Source organism: Flavobacterium sp. LK-23, assembly GCF_058135255.1.
Genome location: NZ_JBYUVT010000011.1, coordinates 90,461 through 112,139, shown reverse-complemented (window position 1 = coordinate 112,139; position 21,679 = coordinate 90,461). Strand labels below are relative to the sequence as shown.

Below are 21,679 nucleotides of genomic sequence, written 5' to 3'. Positions count from 1 at the left end.
TAATACCGATTATGTATTCAATATAGTCTAATAAAAATTAGACTATTTTCATACTATATCGGCATTATACCAGAATGGGTTAGACTAATATATAAGTATAAATGTATAAGTTTTTAAAATCAACGCCAGCTTTTAATGGGCTGGCGTTGGTGGTTTGGTTATTTTATAGCAATAACAATTTATTTAACTGTTACTTGAATTTCTTTTTTAATATCTCTTGAAGAAGTTCCTAACTTAATAGTATATTTTCCTGGTTCAACTGTCCATTTTTTAGCAGCAACATCGTAGTAAGCCAATTCTTTTACTGGTACTTTGATCGTCACTTTTTCTGAACTTCCCGCTTTTACGTTGGCTTTTTTGAAACCTTTTAATTCTTGCGCTGCACGAGTAATTTTAGAATCAGATTTTGAAGTGTATAATTGTACAACTTCTTTTCCGTCTACTTTTCCAGTGTTTTTAACGTCAACTGTAACTTCGATTACGTCGTTTTGAGCATACGAATCTTTATTTGCTTTTGCATTATCAAGCGCGAAAGTCGTATATGATAATCCGTAACCGAAAGGATATAACGGCGCAACATTTTTAGTATCAAACCAACGGTAACCAATTAAGATTCCTTCAGCATAATTTACTGCTTTGTCTCCAGGGAAACTGTTTGTGGCATGCGCAGGAGAATCTTTCAATTGTTTTGGCATTGTCCAAGGTAATTTTCCTGACGGATTTACTTTTCCTAAAATTACATCAGCCAAAGCATTTCCACCTTCAGAACCGTTGAACCAGCTCCAAACCAAAGCAGAAGATTTCTGGCTAACTTCATTAATATCAAAAGGAGCACCCGCAATCATTACTACAATCGTTTTAGGATTTGCAGCTGTTACTTTTCTAATTAATTCTTCTTGTCCAAAAGGCAAGTGTAAATCTCTACGGTCTGAAGCTTCTGTTTCGTAATCACGGTTGGATCCCGCAAAAATAATCGCAACATCTGAGTTTTTAGCAGCATCAACTGCTTCCTGAACTTTTGCAGGATCTAAAGCATCAATTGTAACTGGGCCATTAGCCGTGATATTTCCTAAATTTCCTTTGTTTTTCTCATCGTAACGCTCTAAATATCCTTCAGCATAATTGATTTTGATTGATGAAGGAAGTCTATTTTTAAGACCTTCAAGAGGTGTAACTTCTCTTTTTGTTTTTACTCCCGCTCCAAATCCGCCAAGAGCATTTTTCTTTGTTGCATTGTTTCCAATTACAGCGATAGATTTTACTCCGTCTAGTTTTAAAGGCAATGCATTGTTTTCGTTTTTCAACAACACAATCGCTTCAGCTGCAATTTTGTAAGCGTCTTGGTAATGTGCTTCAGTTGCGATGCTTCCTTTTGCACGTGTTCCGCCGCCCATTGCTTTTACCTGAAACAATGTTCTTAAAATGCGTTTTACATGCAGATCAATTTCTTTTTCTGAAACTTCTCCCGATTTAACGGCAGCAATTAATTTATCGGCTAAGAAAAATTCATTGAAAGGTTTTGGTGTTCCCATTTCAATATCTAAACCATTTTTCAATGCTTTAGCTGTAGAATGCACCGCAGCCCAGTCAGAAACTACAATACCTTTGAATCCCCATTCGTCACGAAGGATTTTATTCAGCATATAATCATTCTCACATAAATATTCGCCTCTGAATTTATTGTAAGCCCCCATTATACTGTATGCTTTTGCCTCTTTTACTGAAGCTTCAAAAGCGGGAAGATAAATTTCACGAAGTGTACGCTCGTCAATTTGTACATCTACAAAATCACGATTTGTTTCCTGATTGTTTGCTGCGTAATGTTTTACACACGCCATTACATCTTTTTCTTGTAAACCAACAATCAAAGGCACGGCGATTTTTTTGTTCAAAAATGGATCTTCAGACATGTATTCGTAAGTTCTTCCTCCAAGCGGTGTTCTCACCATATTGATCGCTGGCGAAAGCAACATGTCTTTATCTCTTGCACGTAATTCTTCTCCTAAACTGGTTCCGAAGGTATGTGCCATTTCTGCATTCCAAGTTGCTGCCAAAGCGCCTCCTGCTGGATAATACGTTGCAAAATCGTTTGTCCAACCTGCTGGAGCCCAATTGTCTCTTGAAATTTCTTCACGAACTCCCAACGGACCATCGGCCATTTTTAATTCTGGAATTCCTAAACGTTTTACGCCTGCATTCGCAAACATACTGTTCCCGTGAAGCATTCCGATTTTTTCTTCTAATGTCATTTGCGAAATCAATTTGTCGATTTCCGCATCATGATCTGTACTTATTTCTTTTCCAACGTATTCTTCGGTTTGTGCCGAATTTGAAGCTAAAGTTTGCGCATCGTTTTTACATGAAGTAAAAAATGCAAAAACTAAAGCTGATGAAAGGAATATCATTTTGTTTTTCATAGATAGTTAGGTGTTTTTTGATTTAAAGATTTTTGATTCCTCACACATCATCTTTAAATACCGTTAATACTATTTTTATGTTTGTGGTTTTCTCTTTATTATTGTTTGATTAAATTCAGCATGACAACATCATTTTCGTTGATTTTAAATTCTCTGCTGAAAGTTCCTTTTGCGTCAATTGTAATTTTTTCTGTTGAAATTGGCGCTCCGTTATTTTTCTCTTTTATGGAATTTACCTGCTGACGTGTTAATTGACTCGGCTTATTCATTGCCAAATAATCTGCATAAGCGTCATTTACTTTATAGCCGACTTTATATATTTCTAAAAGATATTTTCCTTTTTGAATGCCATCAATCTCCACTTTTACTTTTCCTTTTTCTTTTGATGGAAGATCCTGAATGTAATAAGTTTGGTTCCAAACCTTATCGCCTGGATGCGTATTCGTAAAATCCCATAGTAAAACCTGTACATCTCCTTTTGCATTTTTGGAAGTCCAAGAAGCTTTATCTGAGTTTTGAAGCTCTGTTTCTCCCAATTTATTCATTAAATAATAAGAGAAATAAGCTGGTTTTTTAATTCCCTGCGTATTCAACAATCCGAAACCGCCGTGGAAAGGTGTAAATCTTGGTCCTGGTTCTTCAAAAATATCGGTAAAAACCCAGTATGACATCGAGTTTGCCGCATTGCCGACTTGCTTGAGTTTTTGCAGAATGTAAGCTGCCGAATGATAGCTGTCGTGAATTGGATCTGCTGGCGTATAAGAAGAACTCCACTCTGTATAATGCAGTTCTAAATTAGGTTTAGCTGAATTGGTAATCTGCTTACGCGAATTAATAACATCTCCGTTTACACTATTTACGTCTGGACTCAATACTGTTCCAGAAGTTCCGAATTCGTCCAAATATCCTTGATTTACGCCATAAGTATGTGTCGAAATAAAATCCAATGGCACATTATTTTTCACACAAAAATCAATTGTTTCCGGAACCCATCCAGCACCCGCCGTTGCTGGGCCACCAACTTTATATGTAGGATTTACGGCTTTTACACCGCGGGCTGCGTAATCGTATAGTTTAAAATATTCTTGCTGCGTTCCTGTCCAAAATCCTGGAGATAAATTAGGTTCATTCCACACCTCAAAATACCATGTTTTTACTTCTTCATCTCCGTAACGTTCTTTAAAATGTGCGGTTAGATTTTTAATCAAATCTTCCCATTTTTTATAATCTTTTGGAGGCGTTACATTTCCCTTCCACCAAAAAATAGTTTCTTTTCCGCTTGCCAATGCATTCGGCATAAAACCTAATTCTACAAACGGTTTCATTTTCAGACTAACAATATAATCGAATAAAACATCAACATATTGGTAATTGTATTCTGGATTTCCTTTGTTGTCTTCACGATAAACGGCCATATCATCAGACAATAAACCATGAAAACGGATGTATTTAAAATCGCATTCTTTTTTCACCAATGCCAATTGCTGCTGCCAGTCAGCTCTCAAACCTTCATTTGCTCTTCCGGCTCCAATGCATTCTTTAAACATGGTGTTTAATTTTCCTGCTTCTTTTTTGAAATCTACTTTTATGATTCGATTTTCATTTTGCCCAAACGAATAGATTGAACTAAATAAAACTCCTGCTAGTATTAAAAGTTTTTTCATCTGAAAATGGTTTTGTTTATTTTTTGCCACAGATTAATAGGACTCTAAAGGATTTTTCTTTTCTCTCGCAGATTTAGGAGATCATGCAGATTTAAATCTTTTTAATCATTTTAATCTGTGGCTAAATATTTATTTTCTAACTATATTTTAAACGCACTGCAGTACGTCTCTACAGATTACGTTGTGTATAATCGTTGCGTTTAGCAAACCCGACAGGTTTTAAAAACCTGTCGGGTTTAACATCTAATATTTAACCTCTTACTTTTAACTTCTAACCCGAATTACAATTTTTTAAATCTCACTGCTCCACCGCCGGCACCGCCTAATTTCAATTGTAATTTATCTGAAGCTTTTACTGTTTTCTTAGAAATTGCCACTGCTTCTGGATTATGCGTTTGATCTGTTCCTTCGGCATCAACATAAATCTGTGCTTCGTAAGTTGCACTTGGATCTAAGAATGATAATGAAACTTCTACATTTCTAGGTTTTTCATTTGTTAAAGTTCCTAAATACCAATCGGCACTGTTTCTGTCTTTTCTTGCTGTTGTGATGTATTCACCAATTTTTCCTTCTAAGATTTTAGTGTCTTCCCAATCTGTTGGAACATCTTTTAAGAATTGTAAAGCTGGTTTTCCTTCGTAGTTTTCAGGAAGATCGGCTAACATTTGAATTGGAGAATAAATCGTAACGTACAATGCCAATTGCTGTCCAACTGTTCCCTGAATTCTTTTTCCTGGATAACCTTGTTTTACTTCAACATCAAAAATTCCAGGTGTAAAATCCATTGGTCCAGAAAGTAATCTTGTGAATGGAATAATACTTAAATGGTTTGGCGGATTTCCTTCGCTCCAAGCATTATATTCTTGTCCACGCGCTGCTTCTCTCGAAACCATGTTTGGGAAAGTTCTTCTTTCTCCCGTATCTTTTATTGATTCGTGGTATAAAACCGCTAAATCATATTGTGCTGCTTTTTCTAAAATGTATCTGAAATAATTTACTCCGAACTGTCCGAAATGCATTTGTTTCATATTCAATTTAGAACCTACGTGACCAATTTTTACGGTATGAATTCCTAGTTTTTTGTATAAAGCAAAACCTTCGTCAACTTCTTTTAAGTAGTTAATTAAGTTTGAACCTGTTTCGTGGTAACCGATTAATTCGATGTTCTTTTTCTTTCCGTATTCCACCACTTTTTGTAAGTCGAAATTGTCTGCGCTTTTTGTGAAGCTAAACATGTGCATACGGTTTTCATACCAACCCGGCGTCCAACCTTTGTTCCATCCTTCGATTAATAAATGGTTGAAACCTTCTTTTGCTGTAAAGTCGATATACGTTTCAGCATTTTTAGTTGTCGCACCTTGTTTGTCACTTTCCCAGAAAGTGTATTTCCCAATATGCATTCCCCACCAAATTCCTAAATATTTATAAGGTTTGAAATAGCTGTTTGTATTTTTTAATTTGTTTGGTTCGTTTAAGTTTAAAACCAAATATGAAGTGATTAATTCTCCTGGATTTTCTCCAATTTGAAGTGTTCTCCAAGAAGAAGTAAACGTATCTTTTACGCGAACTTTAACTCCGTCAGGCCAAGGCACCAAATCCGATTTTAATTCTGTTCCTTTATTATTCACCAAAGTCATACTTGCAAAATCGATCAAGTTTGCTTCGTGAAAACTTAACGCTAATCCGCTTTTGCTTTCGATTGTTAATGGAGTAAGAACCGTATCTAATGTGCTTATTGGCGCATCTTTGAAAAGATATTCGTCACGGTTTTCTCTGTTTGCTGGAATCCACCAAGCTTTTCCGTCTTCTTTTAAGTTGAAAGTTGTTTTTTCATCCATGATGAAAATACTGTCTTTTACATTTTGTTTTGGATACACATATCTGAAAGCAACTCCATCATCAAAAGCTCGAAACTGAATTTGTAATTTACGTTTGTTTCCTGTTTTCTGCTGTAAATCAACAACTAATTGATTGTAGTGATTTCTAATATTTTTCTTTTCTCCCCAAACTTGTTCCCAAGTTTCGTCAAACGTAGAAGTCTTAGCTCCCTTAATTTCAAAGTTTGAACTTAAGTCTTCATTTCCTTTCAATACAAATCCCATATCAGACGGAGAAATTACTTCTGTTTTTCCGTGAGAAACGGCATATTTTGGAGCATTTTTTACTAACTCAAATTTGATTGTATTCTTTCCGTTTGGCGATGCCAATTCGTAAGCGCTTTTCGTTTTTTGACTGTAGCCTATTGCTATCGAAAACAATACGGCTGGGAGAACTAGATAGTTTTTCATGTTTTTTGGTATTATGTTTTTTTGCCACAGATTTAAAGGATTATAAAGGATTTTTTCTTTTCATTTTCTCTCGAAGATTTGGCAGATTGCTTCGCCTGTTCGCTATCGCTCGAGTGAGCTGATTTAAAAATTAAAAAAATCTGAATGATCTGCTAAATTTGCGAGAGTAATAATCCTTTTAATCTGTACAATCTGTGGCTATATTTTTCACCACAAATTCCACAAATTATCACAAATTCAATTCGTGATAATTCGTGTAATTTGTGTTTAACTTTTTTATTTAATCCACTCTGTTTTAAAAGTGGTTTTTCCGTTTAATGGATTTGCAGCTACATCAAAATTGTTTCCAGTTTTGTTCACTTTTATTTCTTGTACCGCATCGCCTTCTGGTAAAAATACTTTGGCTGTTGCCGAAGTGGTTTTATCACTTGCATACACTTTTAATGTCAATTTGCTCCAATCCATATCTTTTGTAGACTGCGCTAAACCTATGTGTGGAATTGCAGTTCCATCTTTAATTAAAACCACGATTGGCACTTCACCCGCTTTGATTTTATGCCAGCCCGATTGGTATACTTTTTTAGTTTGATAATCGATCCAAGTTCCTTCCGGAAGGTAAACATCTCTTTCTTCAACCTCTTCAAAAAGCGGTGCAACCAACATGCTTGAACCAAATAAATACTGATTATCTACCAACCAAGCGCCCGGATCGTTTGGATATTCTACAAAAAGAGCACGCATCATTGGTAAACCTTTTTGAGAACTTTCTTTTGCCTGAGCATAGATATATGGCATTAATTCGTAACGCATATTATCTGCTTTTCTAAATCCTTCCAAGAAATCTTTGCTGTACAACCAAGGTTCGCGAGGCGGTTCTCCGTGGCTTCTTACGTGCGAAGTCAACATTCCGAAAGGTGTCCATCTTCTGTAAATGTTCTCAGGCGATTTAGTTGCAAATCCTCCAACGTCATGACTCCAGAAACTGAATCCGCTTAAACCTAATGAAAGTCCGCCGCGTAATTCTGCCGACATCGCTCCGTTTGTAGTTTCAGAGTCTCCTCCCCAATGTAATGGGTAACGTTGTGATCCTGCCCAAGTACTTCTCGCCCAGATTAAAGTGTATCCTTTTTCTTTCTGAGTGATTTCTGCAACTGCTTTATTGTAACGAAGTGGATATAAATTATGCTCGTAAAAACCAGTTCTTCCAGAATGGTAAATTCCGTCTGGCGGAGCTGCTTCTCCAAAATCTACTTTGAAAACTGCAACGCCTTCATCGAATAATTTTTTCAGTTTTCCTTGGTACCAAGTTACCGTTTCTGGATTTGAGAAATCTAAAACAGCATCTTCGTACGGAAGGTTTCCTTTTCTGTCTCTTACGGCTAAATTTTTATCCATGATTTCAGGAAACAAAGTATTCTTTGGCGTGAAATAAGGCAACTGCCATAAACAAACTTGAAAACCATCCTTCTTTAAATCAGACATCATTTTTGTAGCATCTGGGAAACGAGATTTTGCAAACTCATAATTGTTTCTCCAATCTACATCAAACCAGCCTGTATCGAAGTGAATAACATCTGTTGGGATTTTGTATTTACGCAAATCTCTGGCTACTTCTCTTCCTTCTTTTTCAGAGAAATAAGTAATTCTGCTCATCCAAAATCCGAAAGACCAAAGTGGCGGCATTGCCGCTTTTCCAGTCAAATTCGTGTATTGGTCTAAGATATCTTTTGGTTCTCCGATGAAGAAAAACAAATCGGCTTCATCGTCTCCAATGTACATTTCGTTGGCACTTGAAAAATACTTTCCAAAGTCAACTGTAATTGGCGTAGAATGGTGCATGAAAACTCCGTAACCACGGCTGCTCATGTAAAACGGAATCGGTTTGTACATCGTTTCATTTTGGATTCCGTTGGCGTCATCCGTCCATAAAACTACTTTTTGTCCGCGTTTGTTGAATTGTGTGAAAGATTCTCCACAACCAAATATTTTTTCATCTGGTTCTAAACTAAAAGCCGCTCCCATACTTCTAGAATAATCGCTGTTTCTGCGAACATAAGAAAACGGAAGTGTCGGCGTATAGGTATTTTTAAAGTCAGTATCGTGAAGTGTACTTGTCAGCAGTTTTCCTTTTTCATCGTAGATTTTTACATGCCAAGGTTTTGTCAAAATTTCAACTCTTCCGTGTTTGCTTGTATAACTGTGACCACCTTCAATTTTAGCATATTTCCATAATTCAGGATGATTTGGCGCAACGCCGTCAACCAACATTAGAGATTCTTTTTGTGGATGAAATTGCGGTCCTGAAGTGGTTTTGATTCTAACTGTTCGATCTGAAACAAACTGAATTTCGAACGGCAAAACAGGAGATTCTGCATATTCTGTTGTTGGAAATTCGTTTGCTTTTTCAACATCTGGTTTCATCATCATGTTGTTGAAAGCCTGACGTGTTTTATAATTGTATCTCAAATATTTGATCGTTCCTTTTCCCGTTGCAGGATCAAAAGAAGCCAATTCGTCTGCGAAATAAAAAGTATTCAGATAGTTCTGAAAATCTTTACTGATATCTATTGGAGCATTTAATACATCTGCATTTTGGATTTGAGCATTAGCATTTGGAACTGCTAAAAATCCAAACATAAAAGCAGAAAATAATGCGGTTAATTTTGAGTTTTTCATTGGTTACTTTTTATTTTTTTGCCATAGATTAAAAGGATTCGAAAGGATTTTTTTTCTTTTTTCTTTTCACGCAGATTTAGCAGATCATCCAGATTTAAATCTTTTTAATCATTTTATCTATTGCTATCTTTTTACAGAGATTTACAAAAATAAATCTGCATGATCTGCGAGAGCATAAAAATCTTTTTAATCCTTTTAATCTGTGGCTATATTTAAAATTTCAAAAATTTATTCTGTTGTAATTACAATTGTAGCTTGTTTTAAGCCATTCGCTTTAGCGGTTAATTCTAATCTTCCAGATTGATCTCCAGACTGTACAATAACCAAACATTTTCCAGCCAAAGCGGTGTGCTTATTTCCTTTATACGATTCGTGGCTAACTGGATCTCCGCTACAAACCCCAACGATTTTTCCATTTCCTTTTAAAGAGAAATTAATTTCGTTATTCGCATTTGGTGCAATCGTTCCTTTATCATCTAAAATATCAACTGTAATAAATGATAAATCGTTTTTATCTGCTTTGATGGTGCTTCTATCCGCAGTCAGTTTTAATTGAGATGGATTTCCAGCCGTTTTGATTTCTTTTTCTAAAACTACTTTTCCGTCTTTACGAGAAATGGCTTTTAAAGTTCCAGCTTCAAAAGGAATTCTCCACATTACGTGTAAATCGTCTCCTTTTTTACTTCTTTTTCCAACTGATTTTCCGTTTACAAAAAGTTCAACCTCATCGGCTTTATTGTAGTATGCCCAAACATCAACAGTTTGTCCTGCTTTCCAGTTCCAATGCGGGAAAATGTGCAAAACCGTTTTGTCTGTCCATTCGCTTTGGTACATATAATACACGTCTTTCGGGAAACCGGCTAAATCGACAATTCCGAAATACGAACTTACAGATGGCCATTCGTAAGGCGTTGGTTCTCCGATATAATCGAAACCTGTCCAAACGTACATTCCTGCTAAAAAATCATGCTTTTTTATGATTTTCCAAGTCGCTTCGTGTGTAGATCCCCAAGGTGTCTGAACCTGATCGTAAGCCGAAACGGTATTTCCTGGATTTCCTTCTGTAAATTTAAGATCCCATCTTACTGGCCATTTTTTGATAGTATCTGAAACGGCATCGTAATACCCTCTTGTCTGCAAACCTGAAGTGGTTTCAGTTGCAATGAAAGGTGTATTTGGGAAATTCTTTAAATGATGTTCAAATGTTTGATGTGCATAATTGTATCCGATTAAATCTAAAACTCCAGATCCTGCAAGCGGATTAATCGATACCTCTTTTTTCTCAAATTGCAAAGTCACGGCATCAATATTCATGTTTACTGGCGGATTCATTCCTGCAGTCAACGGACGTGTTTTGTCATATTGACGTGTAATTGCGGCCAATTCTTTAGCAATTTCAACACCCGTCTCACTCCATTGTTCTGGAATTTCATTACCAATACTCCACATAAAAATACTCGCATGATTTCGGTCGCGTAACAATTGATCTATTAGATCTTGTTTGTGCCATTTATCCCAATCGTTTCCGTAATCGTATTTGGTTTTCGTTTGCTTCCACATATCAAAAGCTTCATCCATGACAATGAAACCCATTTTGTCGCAAAGCTGTAAAAGTTCTGGAGCAGGCGGATTGTGAGAAGTTCTGATTCCGTTTACCCCCATTTCTTTCAAGATTTCTAACTGGCGTTCGATTGCACGTGTGTTGATTGCAGAACCTAACGGACCTAAATCGTGATGCATACAAACTCCTTTTATTTTGACTTGTTTTCCATTCAAAATAAAACCTTTGTTCAAATCGAATTTAAAATCTCTGATTCCGAAAGTGGTTTTGTATTGATCGATGATTTTATCGTCAAACGAAATTTCGGTAACTGCTGTGTACAATTCTGGGTTTTCATCTGACCATAAAATCGGGTTTTCAATTTCTGTCGATTGATTCAGTGTTTGATTTTCGCTGGCATTGATTGTTATATCTTGAGTAACGGATGTTACTTTTTTGTCTTCTTTAAAAATAGTGGTTGTTACCGTTGCTTTTTTACTTGCTGCATATTGATTTTTAATTGTCGTTTCAATACTTACAAAAGCTTTTTCGGCCGTAACTTTTGGAGTTGTAATATACGTTCCCCATTGTCCCACATGAAGTTTATCTGTGGTTTCGATCCAGACATTTCTAAAAATTCCTGAACCCGAATACCAGCGTGAGTTGGGTTGTTTTGAATTGTCAACCTTAACAATGATTTCGTTGTTTTTGTCTCCGTAATTTAAATAAGGTGACATGTCATATTGAAAACCAATATATCCGTTTGGACGTTTTCCTAAATAATGACCGTTTATCCAGACTTCGCTGTTTCTGTAAACACCGTCAAAAGTAATTGAAGTGATTTTTGTGCTGTCTTCTGCAGCTACTTTGAATGTTTTTTTGTACCAGCCTAAACCTCCATTTAGAGATCCTCCGCCATAACCGCCAGGACTTTTTTCATCAAATTTTCCTTCGATGCTCCAATCGTGAGGAACGTCTAAAGTTCTCCATTTTGTCGAAGTTCCTATAGTGTCTTTATCAGCAATACTGTCATTAAGATGAAAACTCCAATCTGCATTAAAAGAAACTTTTCGGTTTACAAATGCATCCTCTTTTTTTGCACAAGAATTCAAGAAAAGAACTCCGGCTGCAACTGCCCATAAACTTATGTTTTTTATGTTTTTAATAATATGCATGGGTACTTTTTTGTTTTTTGGAATTTGAAGATAGAAATAAAAATCGATTTCATTTATTCCTGCCTAAAATAATTTAAGTCTCAGTCTTAAAGCACATTATAAATGTATTTAAAACTGAGACTTCAAAACTAACTAACTTATGATTTTGGAACTAAATGATAGATCAAATAATCATTATCTGCTCTAATAGCTATAAAACATAAACTTTTATCAGTAAGTTCAACAATTTTTACATTGGTAAAACTAAATGATGGACTAAAGTAACTTGGTTCATTTGGATGAAGCATTTCTGTTCCTCCGTTAAACGAAATTCTATCATTTGTTTCGCCAGCTGTAAGACTAAAATTGAATGTTCCTACTTTGGTTGTTTTTTGTGTATTCCCTAAAGCTGGGTTGGTTTGTGTTACCGAAACATTATAACCTCCATTAAGATCAAATGTAATTTCTCCCCAATCTTTATTTTCTAGACCAGCCCAAGAAATATCTGTAAGATTTGGCCACCAACCTGGTCCACTTACTTCTCTGTTTACATAACTAGGAGTGTTTCCAATAAATTCCAATGGAGCAGTCATATACAAAACCCAAGTTTTTCCAGCTTGTCCGTTGGTCAATTTTTCCCATCTTGGATCACTAAAGAAAGCATCATCATTCTCTGGAACTTCTACAGTTACTGGCGCCGCTTCTACAGATCCACCTCTAACAAATGCTGTATAGTAAATAGTATACTTTCCTGCAAAAGGGAAATTTACTTTATCGTCACTTTTGTTAGAATGCCCAAGTTCATTTCCGTTTCCGTCAACATATCTCCAAAATGGAATTACAGTTGGATCATCATTCTTTAAAACTACTTCATTCTTTTTTGCTGCATTTTGAGTTATCGAGAACTCAAGTGTTTCTGGAGTAAGCGTTACTGCTGGAAGGCTTTCACGATCCTCAGTTGCTTCACAAGAAAATAAAAACGAACTGATAGTTACAGCCGCTAATATTATATATAATATACGTTTCATAATCAATTTGTTTAAATGTTAATTCCAACCTGGATTTTGTTGAATAGTACCATTTGAAAGTACTATCTGCGATTGTGGCAATGCAAACCAACCAAGAGTTTCTGGTCTAAAAGTAACTGCAAACTGAGAATCTCCAGCCGTGTTATCGATAGCAGCTTTCATTGCTGGCATACCTTGTCTGATTAAATCAAAATAACGTAATCCTTCTAATGCCAATTCTAGACGACGCTCTTCCATAATAACTGCTTTAGTTACAGGAATTCTATGCGTAGTACTCTTGAAAGCACGGTCACGAACTCGGTCTAAATCTGCTTGTGCTAAAGCTGCATTTCCTTCCAAATTTAATTCGGCAGCCATTAATAAAACATCTGCAAAACGAATAATAGCATAATCCTGATAGTTATCAATTTGGAAGTTTCCTCCATTTGCTTCAACAACTGCTGTTCCTGCTGCGTTTGTAATTGGACAATATTTTTTCCAAGAATATCCTGTGTATTGACGTTGTTCTCTAGCCTGTGGATCAAAATTTAAACCTTCACCAACATAATCAATAAATGATGCTGCTTTTCTACTATCGCCAGATTCGTATGCTTGAACCAATTTTGGATTCACTGTTGCTCCTCCCCATCCTGTTGCATATTTTCCAATTGAACCTCCACGAGGTGCAATGTTTACTTGAAAACGGTTTCCTTCGTGAAGATCCCAATTTCCTTTTCCTGAACCATTAAAACGTACAGCCCAAACCATTTCTGTATTATCTTCTCCAGCAAAGTTTTCGAAAGAAGCGGCTAACCAAAGATTAGCAAAATCGGCAACTAGTCCGTGACCACTGTTGTTTACAGCATCATTGATATACGTTACAGCTTGCGCTTTGCTAACTACACCTGCTAAATCTGTTTTGCTATAAGCTCCTGTGTAAAACAAAAATGTTCTAGCCAAATACGCTTCTGCTGCCCATTTTGTAATACGTCCGTAGTTTGCATTTCCTGCTTGTGAGTAATTTTCTGGTCCTAAGTTATCTGCTGCAAATTTTAAATCGTTTGCAATTAAAGCATAAGTAACTTCTGGAGCTTGTCTTGGCAATTCAAATTCGCTTGTTGTTACAGTATGGTCTAACGGAACAATATCTCCAAACATTTTTGCCGCTTGGAAATGAAAGTGTGCTCTTAAGAAACGAGCTTCTGCTTCGTAACGTGTTTTCAAAGCGGTATTAGATCCCCAGTTTACTTTGTCTAAGTTTTCTAATAAAACGTTAGCTCTGTAAATACCAAGATAAGAGTTTGTCCATGTTAGAGCGTTCATATCTTTATCTGTAGTATATTGAAAGCGGTCCCACTGCAAATCTACTGTTGGATCTGCAATACCGAATCCTCCAAAACAGTTGTCAGATGCCTGCTCACTTACGATCAATTGCGTACCGTAAGCTTCTCTTTGCAATACGTCATAAACTGCCACTAAACCTTCAAAAGCATCAGATGGAGTTTTATAGAAATTCTCCGTTACTTTATCTGTATATGGTTCGTTTTCTAAAAAATCTTCCGAGCAAGAGCCTAAAACAAGTAAGCTTGAAAGAGCAAATAATTTTATATATGTTTTCATCGTTTTCAAAAATTAAAAGTTAACATTCAGACCCATTAAATAGGTTCTTGGCTGAGGATAATATCCAACATCAATACCTTTAGCCCAAGACTGATTTACGTTTCCGAAACCAATTTCTGGATCCATTCCTTTGTACTTTGTGAATGTATAAATGTTATTTCCTGCAACATACAATCTGAATTTACTGAAGAAACTAAGTTTTGTTGTAAGCTTAGTTAAATCACATCCGATTGTAGCATTTTTAATTCTGAAGAAATCTGAGTCCTGAATATACAAATCAGAGAATTTAGTATAGTTACCATTATCATCTGTTCCGTATGTAACTCTCGGAATTCTGTTAGAAGTTCCTTCAGTTGTCCATCTTCCTAACACTTCTGTAGTGTTGTTTGTATAAGCACGAGTATAATCGTGAACTCCAAAAACGTTTTGTCCTCCAGCGATACCGTAAGTATTAATAGAGAAATCAAAAGCTTTGTATGATAATTCTAAGTTAACCCCGTAATTAATATCTGGATTTGGATCACCAATTTGAGTTTTATCGTTTGCATCGATTTTTCCGTCACCGTTTAAGTCTACGAAACGAACGTCTCCTGGCTGTGCATTTGGCTGAACACCTGCTGCAACTTCAGTAGCATTTTGGAAAATTCCGTCTGTTTTTAATCCGTAGAAATAGCCCATTGGTTTTCCAACCTCAACACGGTTCATTTCGTCTAGACCTTGGAATAAAACGTTTGATTCTCCATGAATGATTCCTTCGTTGTTAGCAATTTTCAACACTTCGTTTTGGTTACGAGAAAGGTTTGCATTGATAGCAAAATTCCAATCTTTTCCAAAACGTGTACGGTAAGATAAACCAATTTCAAAACCTTTATTGCTTACGTCTCCACCATTAATGTAAGGTGCAGTTGCTCCAGCATAAGTTGGGATAGAGGCCAATACTAACCAATCTTTGGTTTTCTTGTCATAGTAATCAAAAGTTAAAGTAAAGTTGTTGAACAAAGTAGCATCAAAACCTAAATCTAACTGCTCAGAAGTTTCCCATTTTAAGTTACGGTTTGCTAATTGGTCAGGGCTTGAACCTACTAAAAGGGTTTCGTCACCAGTTCCAAAATGATATGTTTTGTCTGTAGAATTTACAGTTGACATATAAGCAAATCTTCTAGCAAATTGGTCGTTACCATTTTGTCCCCAGCTTGCTCTTAATTTGAAAGTATTTAAAACTTTGTTTTCTTTGAAGAAAGCTTCTTTATCTAAATTCCATCCTGCAGAGAACGATGGGAAAATAGCATATTTGTTATCTGGACCAAATTCTGATGAACCGTCACGACGAACTGTTGCAGAGAATAAGTATTTATTGTTGTAATCATACAATAAACGTCCGAAGTAAGATTGAATCGCATAATCTCTACGATTTCCTTTTACCACATTTGATGTAGGATCTTTTGCATTATCTAAATAAGCATGCTCAAAATCATCAAAAATTAAGTTTCTTCCTTGCCCTTCCATATAATCAGAAGTATTCTTTTTAGCAGAAGTACCCACTAACACATCAAAATTATGAGAATCGGCAATGTTGAATTTGTATTGAAGTGTGTTTTCAAAAATCCATCCTAACGATTTTGTCGCGCTTTGAGTTACGCTAGAAACTGTATTATTATCATTTGAAGAAAGCGAATAAACTGGTCTGAAAGAACGGTAATTGCTATCTGTCATATCAACACCATAACTAGTTCTGAAAGTAAAGTTTTTTGCAAATTTTAATTCCGCAAAAATGTTACCTACATAACGATTTGTTTTAGTCTGATTAAAGTTGTTGTAGTATAAAGATCCAACTGGGTTGCTGATATCTTGAGAAATAATAGAACGTGCAAAATCTCCATTTTCGTCATAAGCCTGATCAATTGGAGCAGCATTTAAGAAAGATCTAATTGCGTTGCTGTAAATACCATCATCTGCAACACCACTAGATTTGATATTTGATAAAGTGAAGTTTTCACCAATTTTCAAATATCCTTTAATAACTTCAGAAGTCGAGTTTACTGAAAAAGTAACACGATCATATTGAGATTGGTTAGTAGATCCTCCAATCATACCTTCTTGTCCGTAGTAAGATAAACCAGTTGCAATAGTAGATTTTTCGTCACCACCCGTAATTAAAAGAGAGTGATTTTGTTTCATTGCACCTTCGTTGAATAAATCTTTCTGCCAGTCATGGTCAGGAAATGCAGCAATTTGCTCTTTAGTATATAATGGCGCATATCCAGAATTTACACGAGCCTCGTTCATTATTGTTGTATACTCTTGCGTATTCATCAAATCCAGTTTTTTAGCAATTTGCTGAAAACCTGTATAAGAACTGAAAGACACATTCATTTTACCATCTTTTCCTTTTTTAGTAGTAACCAAAATAACTCCGTTTGCTGCTCTTGCTCCGTAGATAGAAGCTGCAGAAGCATCTTTCAAAACGTCAACCCTTTCAATTACCGAAGGATCAAGGTATCCAATTCCATTATCCACTACTACACCATCAACCACATAAAGCGGATCACTGTTTCCTGCTGTACCTGCTCCACGAATATTTACCACCATATTCGCACCTGGCTGTCCAGAAGATGAAGTTACCGAAACCCCAGAAGCTTGACCTTGTAAAGCATTTACAACATCAAGACTCGCAACCTGCTGAATGTCTTTTCCAGACACCAAAGAAGTTGCTGCAGTATTTACTTTCTTCTTTTGAGTACCGTAACCGATTACTACAATTTCTTTAAGTTCTGAAGTTTCTGGATTCAAAACGACATTGATAACTTTTTGAGTTCCAACCGTGATATTCTGCGATTTGAAACCTACAAAAGTGATTACCAAAACATCTCCTGTTTTAGCCTCCACTTTATATTTTCCATCAAAATCGGTAACAGTACTCGATTTTGTTCCCTGTACTTGTACAGTTGCTCCTGGAACTCCAAATCCGTCTTCGGAAGAGGTAATTGTCCCACTTACAGTTTTGGATTCTTGAGCAAATCCAAACTGCATCATAAATACGCTAAGCAGCACCGCCATAAAATATGGAAGCTTTGTTGTTTTAATACAATTTTTGCTTTTCATAATAAGAATTGATTAAGTTTAAGTTATAGTTAGTGTTTTTTTTACCCTAGGAGAAATCCGGAAAAACTTCCCAAGCAGGTCATGCCAAAAAAGAGGGCCTGAATCTCTTTTCCAACATTTAGTACTTGCAGACTATAAACAACTTTAAAATCGATTCTTTGGGCAAAATCTGATGATGGTAATCTCATCAAAAAGCGATTTAAATCAATTTCTAAAAAAAACATTTGTGGTAAGTTTAAGTTAAGTGTAGTTTTGTTCTTTTTTACTTATAGTCAATTTGAATTTATCTTATGGTAAATTTGACTACAAGTGTAAAACAAATTTTCTATATTAACAAAATATTAGGGTTATTTTTTTTCGATTCTGATTAATACCAATCCATTTTTATTAATGTTGTAAAATCTGAACGAGAATTGAAATAAAAAATATAAAAAAATCAACGTTTTATAAAATTGACAATCAGTCGTTTAAGAATTAATTTAAAAAGAACCCTTTTTTAGCACATTTTTAAACGACTGATTATCAAAATTTTGTTTCGTTAAAAAAAATATAAGGCTTTCAAAAAGGTTACTAATGATTTTATTTATTTAATTTGTCAAAATTTATCTCATATATGGTTGAAAATGTAGACGACAAAACTGCTTTAAAAAATGAAAACAGTGCGATGAATGCCATCACAATTGACTGTGTCATTTTTGGATTTGACAAAGGCAGTCTTGAAGTACTTTTGGTACAACACGCCGAAGGTATCAGTAAAGGGAAATGGGGACTTCCGGGTGGATGGATTTATAAAAAAGAAAGCACCGACAGTGCCGCTCATCGGTTATTGAATGAGCTTACAGGTCTTGACAATATTTACCTAGAACAGTTGAAAGCATTTGGAGATCCAGATCGTTTTCCGTTGCGACGAGTTATTACGATTGGGTATTATGCTCTTGTAAAAAGAGAAGATTATAACATTAAAGCAGGTTTTACGGCTTCTGATGCGAAATGGTATAAAATCAATGAAATTCCAGATTTGATTTATGACCACAACGAAATTCTGGATTACAGCATAAAGCATCTTAGAAATAAAGTTCGCCAGACACCGATTGGTTTTAATTTATTGCCAGAGAAATTTACTTTATTGCAGTTAATGCATTTGTATGGAGAAATTTTAGGAATCGAAATGGACAAACCCAACTTTAGAAGAAAAATTCTTCATATGAAACTGCTGGTTGCCTTAGACGAAAAGCAACAGGATGTATCGCACAGAGCCGCTCAACTGTACAGGTTTGATCCAGAAATCTATGAAAAACTCACTGAAAAAGGATTCAATTTTGAATTTTAATTTTCAATACACAATACTAACACGACAACAACAAATTGACTGAAATAACTACTAACCAACACAAACCAGCAGTAGACGGAATCACGATTGACTGTGTTTTCTTCGGATTTAACAAAGAGAGCCTCGAAGTGCTCTTGGTACAGCACGCCGAAGGAGAAAGTAAAGGCAAATGGGGACTTCTTGGCGGATGGCTTCAAATAGACGAAAGTGCAGACAATGCTGCCCAACGAATTTTACAAGAACTTACGGGTCTTGAAAATATATATTTGGAACAATTAAAAGCCTTTACAAATCCGCAACGTGTTCTGGAAAGACGTGTGGTTACCATTGGTTATTATACTTTGGTCAATAGAGAAGATTATAATATTAAGGCCAGTTTAAAGGTTTTTGAAGCAAAGTGGTTCAAGATAAACGAAATTCCAGATTTGATTTTTGATCATAACGAAATTCTTGATTTCAGTTTATTGCAATTGCGAAATAGAGTTCGTCAGGCTCCAATTGGTTTTAACCTTCTTCCAGAAAAATTTACGCTATTGCAATTAATGCATTTGTACGAAGAAATTTTGGGAATCGAATTGGATAAATCTAATTTTAGACGAAAAGTGCTTCACATGAAACTGCTGACAGCATTGGATGAAAAGCAGAAAGATGTTTCGCACAGAGCGGCCAAACTTTATAAATTTGACCCCGAAATGTATAAGAAATTAACAGAAAAAGGATTCAATTTTGAATTTTAATATCATTTTTGATTCTTTCCAATCAACTATCCAACATCAAGATTCCAGAATCCAAAACTTTGCGCTATCTTTGTGCCTTAATATCATGCTTTAAAGCAATTGCTTTAGGCCGTTTTACACCCAAAAAATACTAAAACTCGTTATAGAGAACTGATATATAAAATGAAGAAGATACGTAACTTTTGCATTATTGCACACATTGACCACGGTAAAAGTACATTGGCGGACAGATTACTAGGCGCAACACAAACCGTTACAGCTCGTGAAGAAAAAGCACAATTGCTTGACAACATGGATCTGGAGCGCGAGCGTGGAATTACCATTAAGAGTCATGCCATCCAGATGGAATACAAATACAAGGGTGAAGAATATATCTTAAACTTAATTGATACTCCTGGTCACGTTGACTTTTCATACGAAGTTTCAAGATCAATCGCTGCCTGCGAAGGTGCGCTTTTGATTGTTGATGCAGCTCAAAGTATTCAAGCACAAACGATTTCAAACTTATACTTAGCTCTTGAAAACGACTTAGAAATTATCCCGGTTTTAAACAAAGTCGATTTGCCAAGTGCAAATCCAGAGGAAGTTAGTGATGATATTATCGATTTATTAGGATGTAAATTAGAAGATATTATTCACGCATCTGGAAAAACTGGTTTTGGTGTTGAGAACATTCTTGCTGCCATTATCGAAAAAATTCCTGCTCCAAAGGGAAATCCAGAAGAGCCATTACAAGCTTTAATTTTTGACTCGGTTTACAATCCGTTCCGCGGAATTGAAGTAATCTTTAGAGTTGTAAATGGTGAAATCAAAAAAGGCCAGAAAATTAAATTCATGGCTACAGATAACGAATATTTTGCTGACGAAATTGGAACTTTAAAATTAAATCAGGTTCCTAAAAATGTAGTTTCGGCTGGAGATGTTGGTTATTTGATTTCTGGAATTAAAGAAGCTCGTGAAGTAAAAGTTGGTGATACGATTACAGATGCAAAAGTACCAACTACCAATATGATTACTGGTTTTGAGGATGTAAAACCAATGGTATTTGCCGGAATTTATCCTGTTGATACAGAAGATTACGAAGATTTACGTTCTTCAATGGAAAAATTACAATTAAATGACGCTTCATTAGTTTTTACTCCTGAAAGTTCTGCGGCATTAGGATTTGGTTTCCGTTGCGGATTCTTAGGAATGCTTCACATGGAAATTATCCAGGAACGTTTAGAGCGTGAGTTCGACATGACGGTTATTACAACGGTTCCTAACGTTTCGTATTTGGCTTACACCAAAAAACATCCTGAAACAGCGTTAATTGTAAACAATCCTTCAGATTTACCAGAGCCTTCAAAACTGGATAGAGTTGAAGAGCCATATATTAAAGCTACTATCATTACTAAATCTGACTTCGTTGGAAACGTAATGAGTTTATGTATCGAAAAACGTGGTTTAATTACCAACCAAACTTATTTAACAACGGAACGTGTTGAATTGAATTTTGATATGCCTTTGGCAGAAATTGTATTCGATTTTTACGATCGTTTAAAAACGGTTTCTAAAGGTTACGCTTCTTTCGATTACTCTCCTATTGGAATGAGAACTTCGAAATTGGTTAAATTGGACGTTCTTTTGAATGCTCAAACTGTCGATGCACTTTCTGCATTGATTCACGAAGACAACGCTTACAACATCGGTAAAAAAATGACCGAGAAATTGCGTGAACTTATCCCAAGACAGCAATTCGACATTCCGATTCAGGCTGCAATTGGGGCAAAAATTATCGCTCGTGAAACGATTAAAGCACTTCGTAAAGACGTTACCGCAAAATGTTATGGTGGAGATATTTCGCGTAAGCGTAAATTGCTTGAAAAACAGAAAAAAGGTAAAAAACGTATGCGTCAAGTAGGAAACGTTGAGATTCCGCAAGAAGCATTTATGGCTGTTTTGAAATTGAACGACTAGTTTTTTTTAGATAAAAGAGTAAAGAACAAAGAATATAGATTAGACCCGATGACGAAAGTTGTCGGGTTTTTTGTTTCAGATTACGTTTTTTAAACTCAAATTAAAACAAGTAAAAACTTACTAATTTATGTAAATATTAACCTAATAAATTGTTTTTTAACGCTTTCAACTAAACTTAAGGTTTT

The 21,679-nt window shown here is 35.7% G+C and carries 12 protein-coding genes; 3 read left to right on the top strand and 9 right to left on the bottom strand.

Annotated elements, in window-relative coordinates; genetic code table 11:
• Positions 1-179: 179 nt before the first annotated feature.
• The 9 genes from AC3Y25_RS16415 to AC3Y25_RS16375 form a co-directional block, all read right to left on the bottom strand.
• On the bottom strand, positions 180-2,417 hold the full coding sequence (locus AC3Y25_RS16415) for a glycoside hydrolase family 3 C-terminal domain-containing protein (protein WP_489903472.1): 2,238 nt from the start codon (positions 2,415-2,417) through the stop codon (positions 180-182).
• A 98-nt stretch (positions 2,418-2,515) separates the two neighbouring features.
• Positions 2,516-4,081, bottom strand: a complete 1,566-nt coding sequence (locus AC3Y25_RS16410; RefSeq protein ID WP_489903471.1) for a GH39 family glycosyl hydrolase — start codon at positions 4,079-4,081, stop codon at positions 2,516-2,518.
• A 281-nt stretch (positions 4,082-4,362) separates the two neighbouring features.
• Positions 4,363-6,369 carry a glycoside hydrolase family 97 protein gene (locus AC3Y25_RS16405; protein ID WP_489903470.1) on the bottom strand — a complete coding sequence of 669 codons (2,007 nt, stop codon included), beginning with the start codon at positions 6,367-6,369 and terminating at the stop codon, positions 4,363-4,365.
• Positions 6,370-6,645: 276 nt separating this feature from the next.
• Positions 6,646-9,045: a glycoside hydrolase family 31 protein gene (locus AC3Y25_RS16400; RefSeq protein WP_489903469.1), complete on the bottom strand. Its 2,400-nt coding sequence runs from the start codon at positions 9,043-9,045 to the stop codon at positions 6,646-6,648.
• A 228-nt stretch (positions 9,046-9,273) separates the two neighbouring features.
• A complete protein-coding gene (locus AC3Y25_RS16395) occupies positions 9,274-11,760 on the bottom strand; it encodes a glycoside hydrolase family 2 TIM barrel-domain containing protein (protein WP_489903468.1) in 2,487 nt (828 codons plus the stop codon).
• Between the two features lie 137 nt (positions 11,761-11,897).
• Positions 11,898-12,767 (bottom strand): hypothetical protein, encoded by an 870-nt coding sequence (locus AC3Y25_RS16390; protein WP_427875520.1) that lies wholly within the window; start codon positions 12,765-12,767, stop codon positions 11,898-11,900.
• A gap of 18 nt (positions 12,768-12,785) precedes the next feature.
• The gene (locus tag AC3Y25_RS16385) at positions 12,786-14,366 is read right to left on the bottom strand and encodes a RagB/SusD family nutrient uptake outer membrane protein (RefSeq protein ID WP_489903467.1); all 1,581 of its coding nucleotides are present in this window, start codon (positions 14,364-14,366) and stop codon (positions 12,786-12,788) included.
• 12 nt (positions 14,367-14,378) lie between these two features.
• Complete coding sequence (locus AC3Y25_RS16380) at positions 14,379-17,468, bottom strand: SusC/RagA family TonB-linked outer membrane protein (RefSeq protein WP_489903466.1); 3,090 nt, start codon at positions 17,466-17,468, stop codon at positions 14,379-14,381.
• A 41-nt stretch (positions 17,469-17,509) separates the two neighbouring features.
• Positions 17,510-17,692, bottom strand: a complete 183-nt coding sequence (locus AC3Y25_RS16375) for a hypothetical protein (RefSeq protein WP_320495579.1) — start codon at positions 17,690-17,692, stop codon at positions 17,510-17,512.
• Between the two features lie 389 nt (positions 17,693-18,081).
• Here AC3Y25_RS16375 and AC3Y25_RS16370 point away from each other — a divergent pair, with 389 nt between their 5' ends.
• The 3 genes from AC3Y25_RS16370 (at position 18,082) to lepA (ending at position 21,494) form a co-directional block, all read left to right on the top strand.
• Positions 18,082-18,798: an NUDIX hydrolase gene (locus AC3Y25_RS16370; protein WP_489903465.1), complete on the top strand. Its 717-nt coding sequence runs from the start codon at positions 18,082-18,084 to the stop codon at positions 18,796-18,798.
• Positions 18,799-18,833: 35 nt separating this feature from the next.
• Positions 18,834-19,535: an NUDIX hydrolase gene (locus AC3Y25_RS16365; protein ID WP_379798511.1), complete on the top strand. Its 702-nt coding sequence runs from the start codon at positions 18,834-18,836 to the stop codon at positions 19,533-19,535.
• A 162-nt stretch (positions 19,536-19,697) separates the two neighbouring features.
• Positions 19,698-21,494 carry a translation elongation factor 4 gene (gene lepA / locus AC3Y25_RS16360; RefSeq protein WP_095928470.1) on the top strand — a complete coding sequence of 599 codons (1,797 nt, stop codon included), beginning with the start codon at positions 19,698-19,700 and terminating at the stop codon, positions 21,492-21,494.
• Positions 21,495-21,679: the final 185 nt, after the last annotated feature.

Bases quoted from the DNA above. Each gene is read 5' to 3' on its own strand.
- AC3Y25_RS16375 (WP_320495579.1), bottom strand. From the start codon at position 17,692: ATGTTTTTTTTAGAAATTGATTTAAATCGCTTTTTGATGAGATTACCA.
- AC3Y25_RS16380 (WP_489903466.1), bottom strand. From the start codon at position 17,468: ATGAAAAGCAAAAATTGTATTAAAACAACAAAGCTTCCATATTTTATG.
- AC3Y25_RS16415 (WP_489903472.1), bottom strand. From the start codon at position 2,417: ATGAAAAACAAAATGATATTCCTTTCATCAGCTTTAGTTTTTGCATTT.
- AC3Y25_RS16390 (WP_427875520.1), bottom strand. From the start codon at position 12,767: ATGAAACGTATATTATATATAATATTAGCGGCTGTAACTATCAGTTCG.
- lepA (WP_095928470.1), top strand. From the start codon at position 19,698: ATGAAGAAGATACGTAACTTTTGCATTATTGCACACATTGACCACGGT.
- AC3Y25_RS16400 (WP_489903469.1), bottom strand. From the start codon at position 9,045: ATGAAAAACTCAAAATTAACCGCATTATTTTCTGCTTTTATGTTTGGA.
- AC3Y25_RS16370 (WP_489903465.1), top strand. From the start codon at position 18,082: ATGGTTGAAAATGTAGACGACAAAACTGCTTTAAAAAATGAAAACAGT.
- AC3Y25_RS16405 (WP_489903470.1), bottom strand. From the start codon at position 6,369: ATGAAAAACTATCTAGTTCTCCCAGCCGTATTGTTTTCGATAGCAATA.
- AC3Y25_RS16410 (WP_489903471.1), bottom strand. From the start codon at position 4,081: ATGAAAAAACTTTTAATACTAGCAGGAGTTTTATTTAGTTCAATCTAT.
- AC3Y25_RS16395 (WP_489903468.1), bottom strand. From the start codon at position 11,760: ATGCATATTATTAAAAACATAAAAAACATAAGTTTATGGGCAGTTGCA.
- AC3Y25_RS16385 (WP_489903467.1), bottom strand. From the start codon at position 14,366: ATGAAAACATATATAAAATTATTTGCTCTTTCAAGCTTACTTGTTTTA.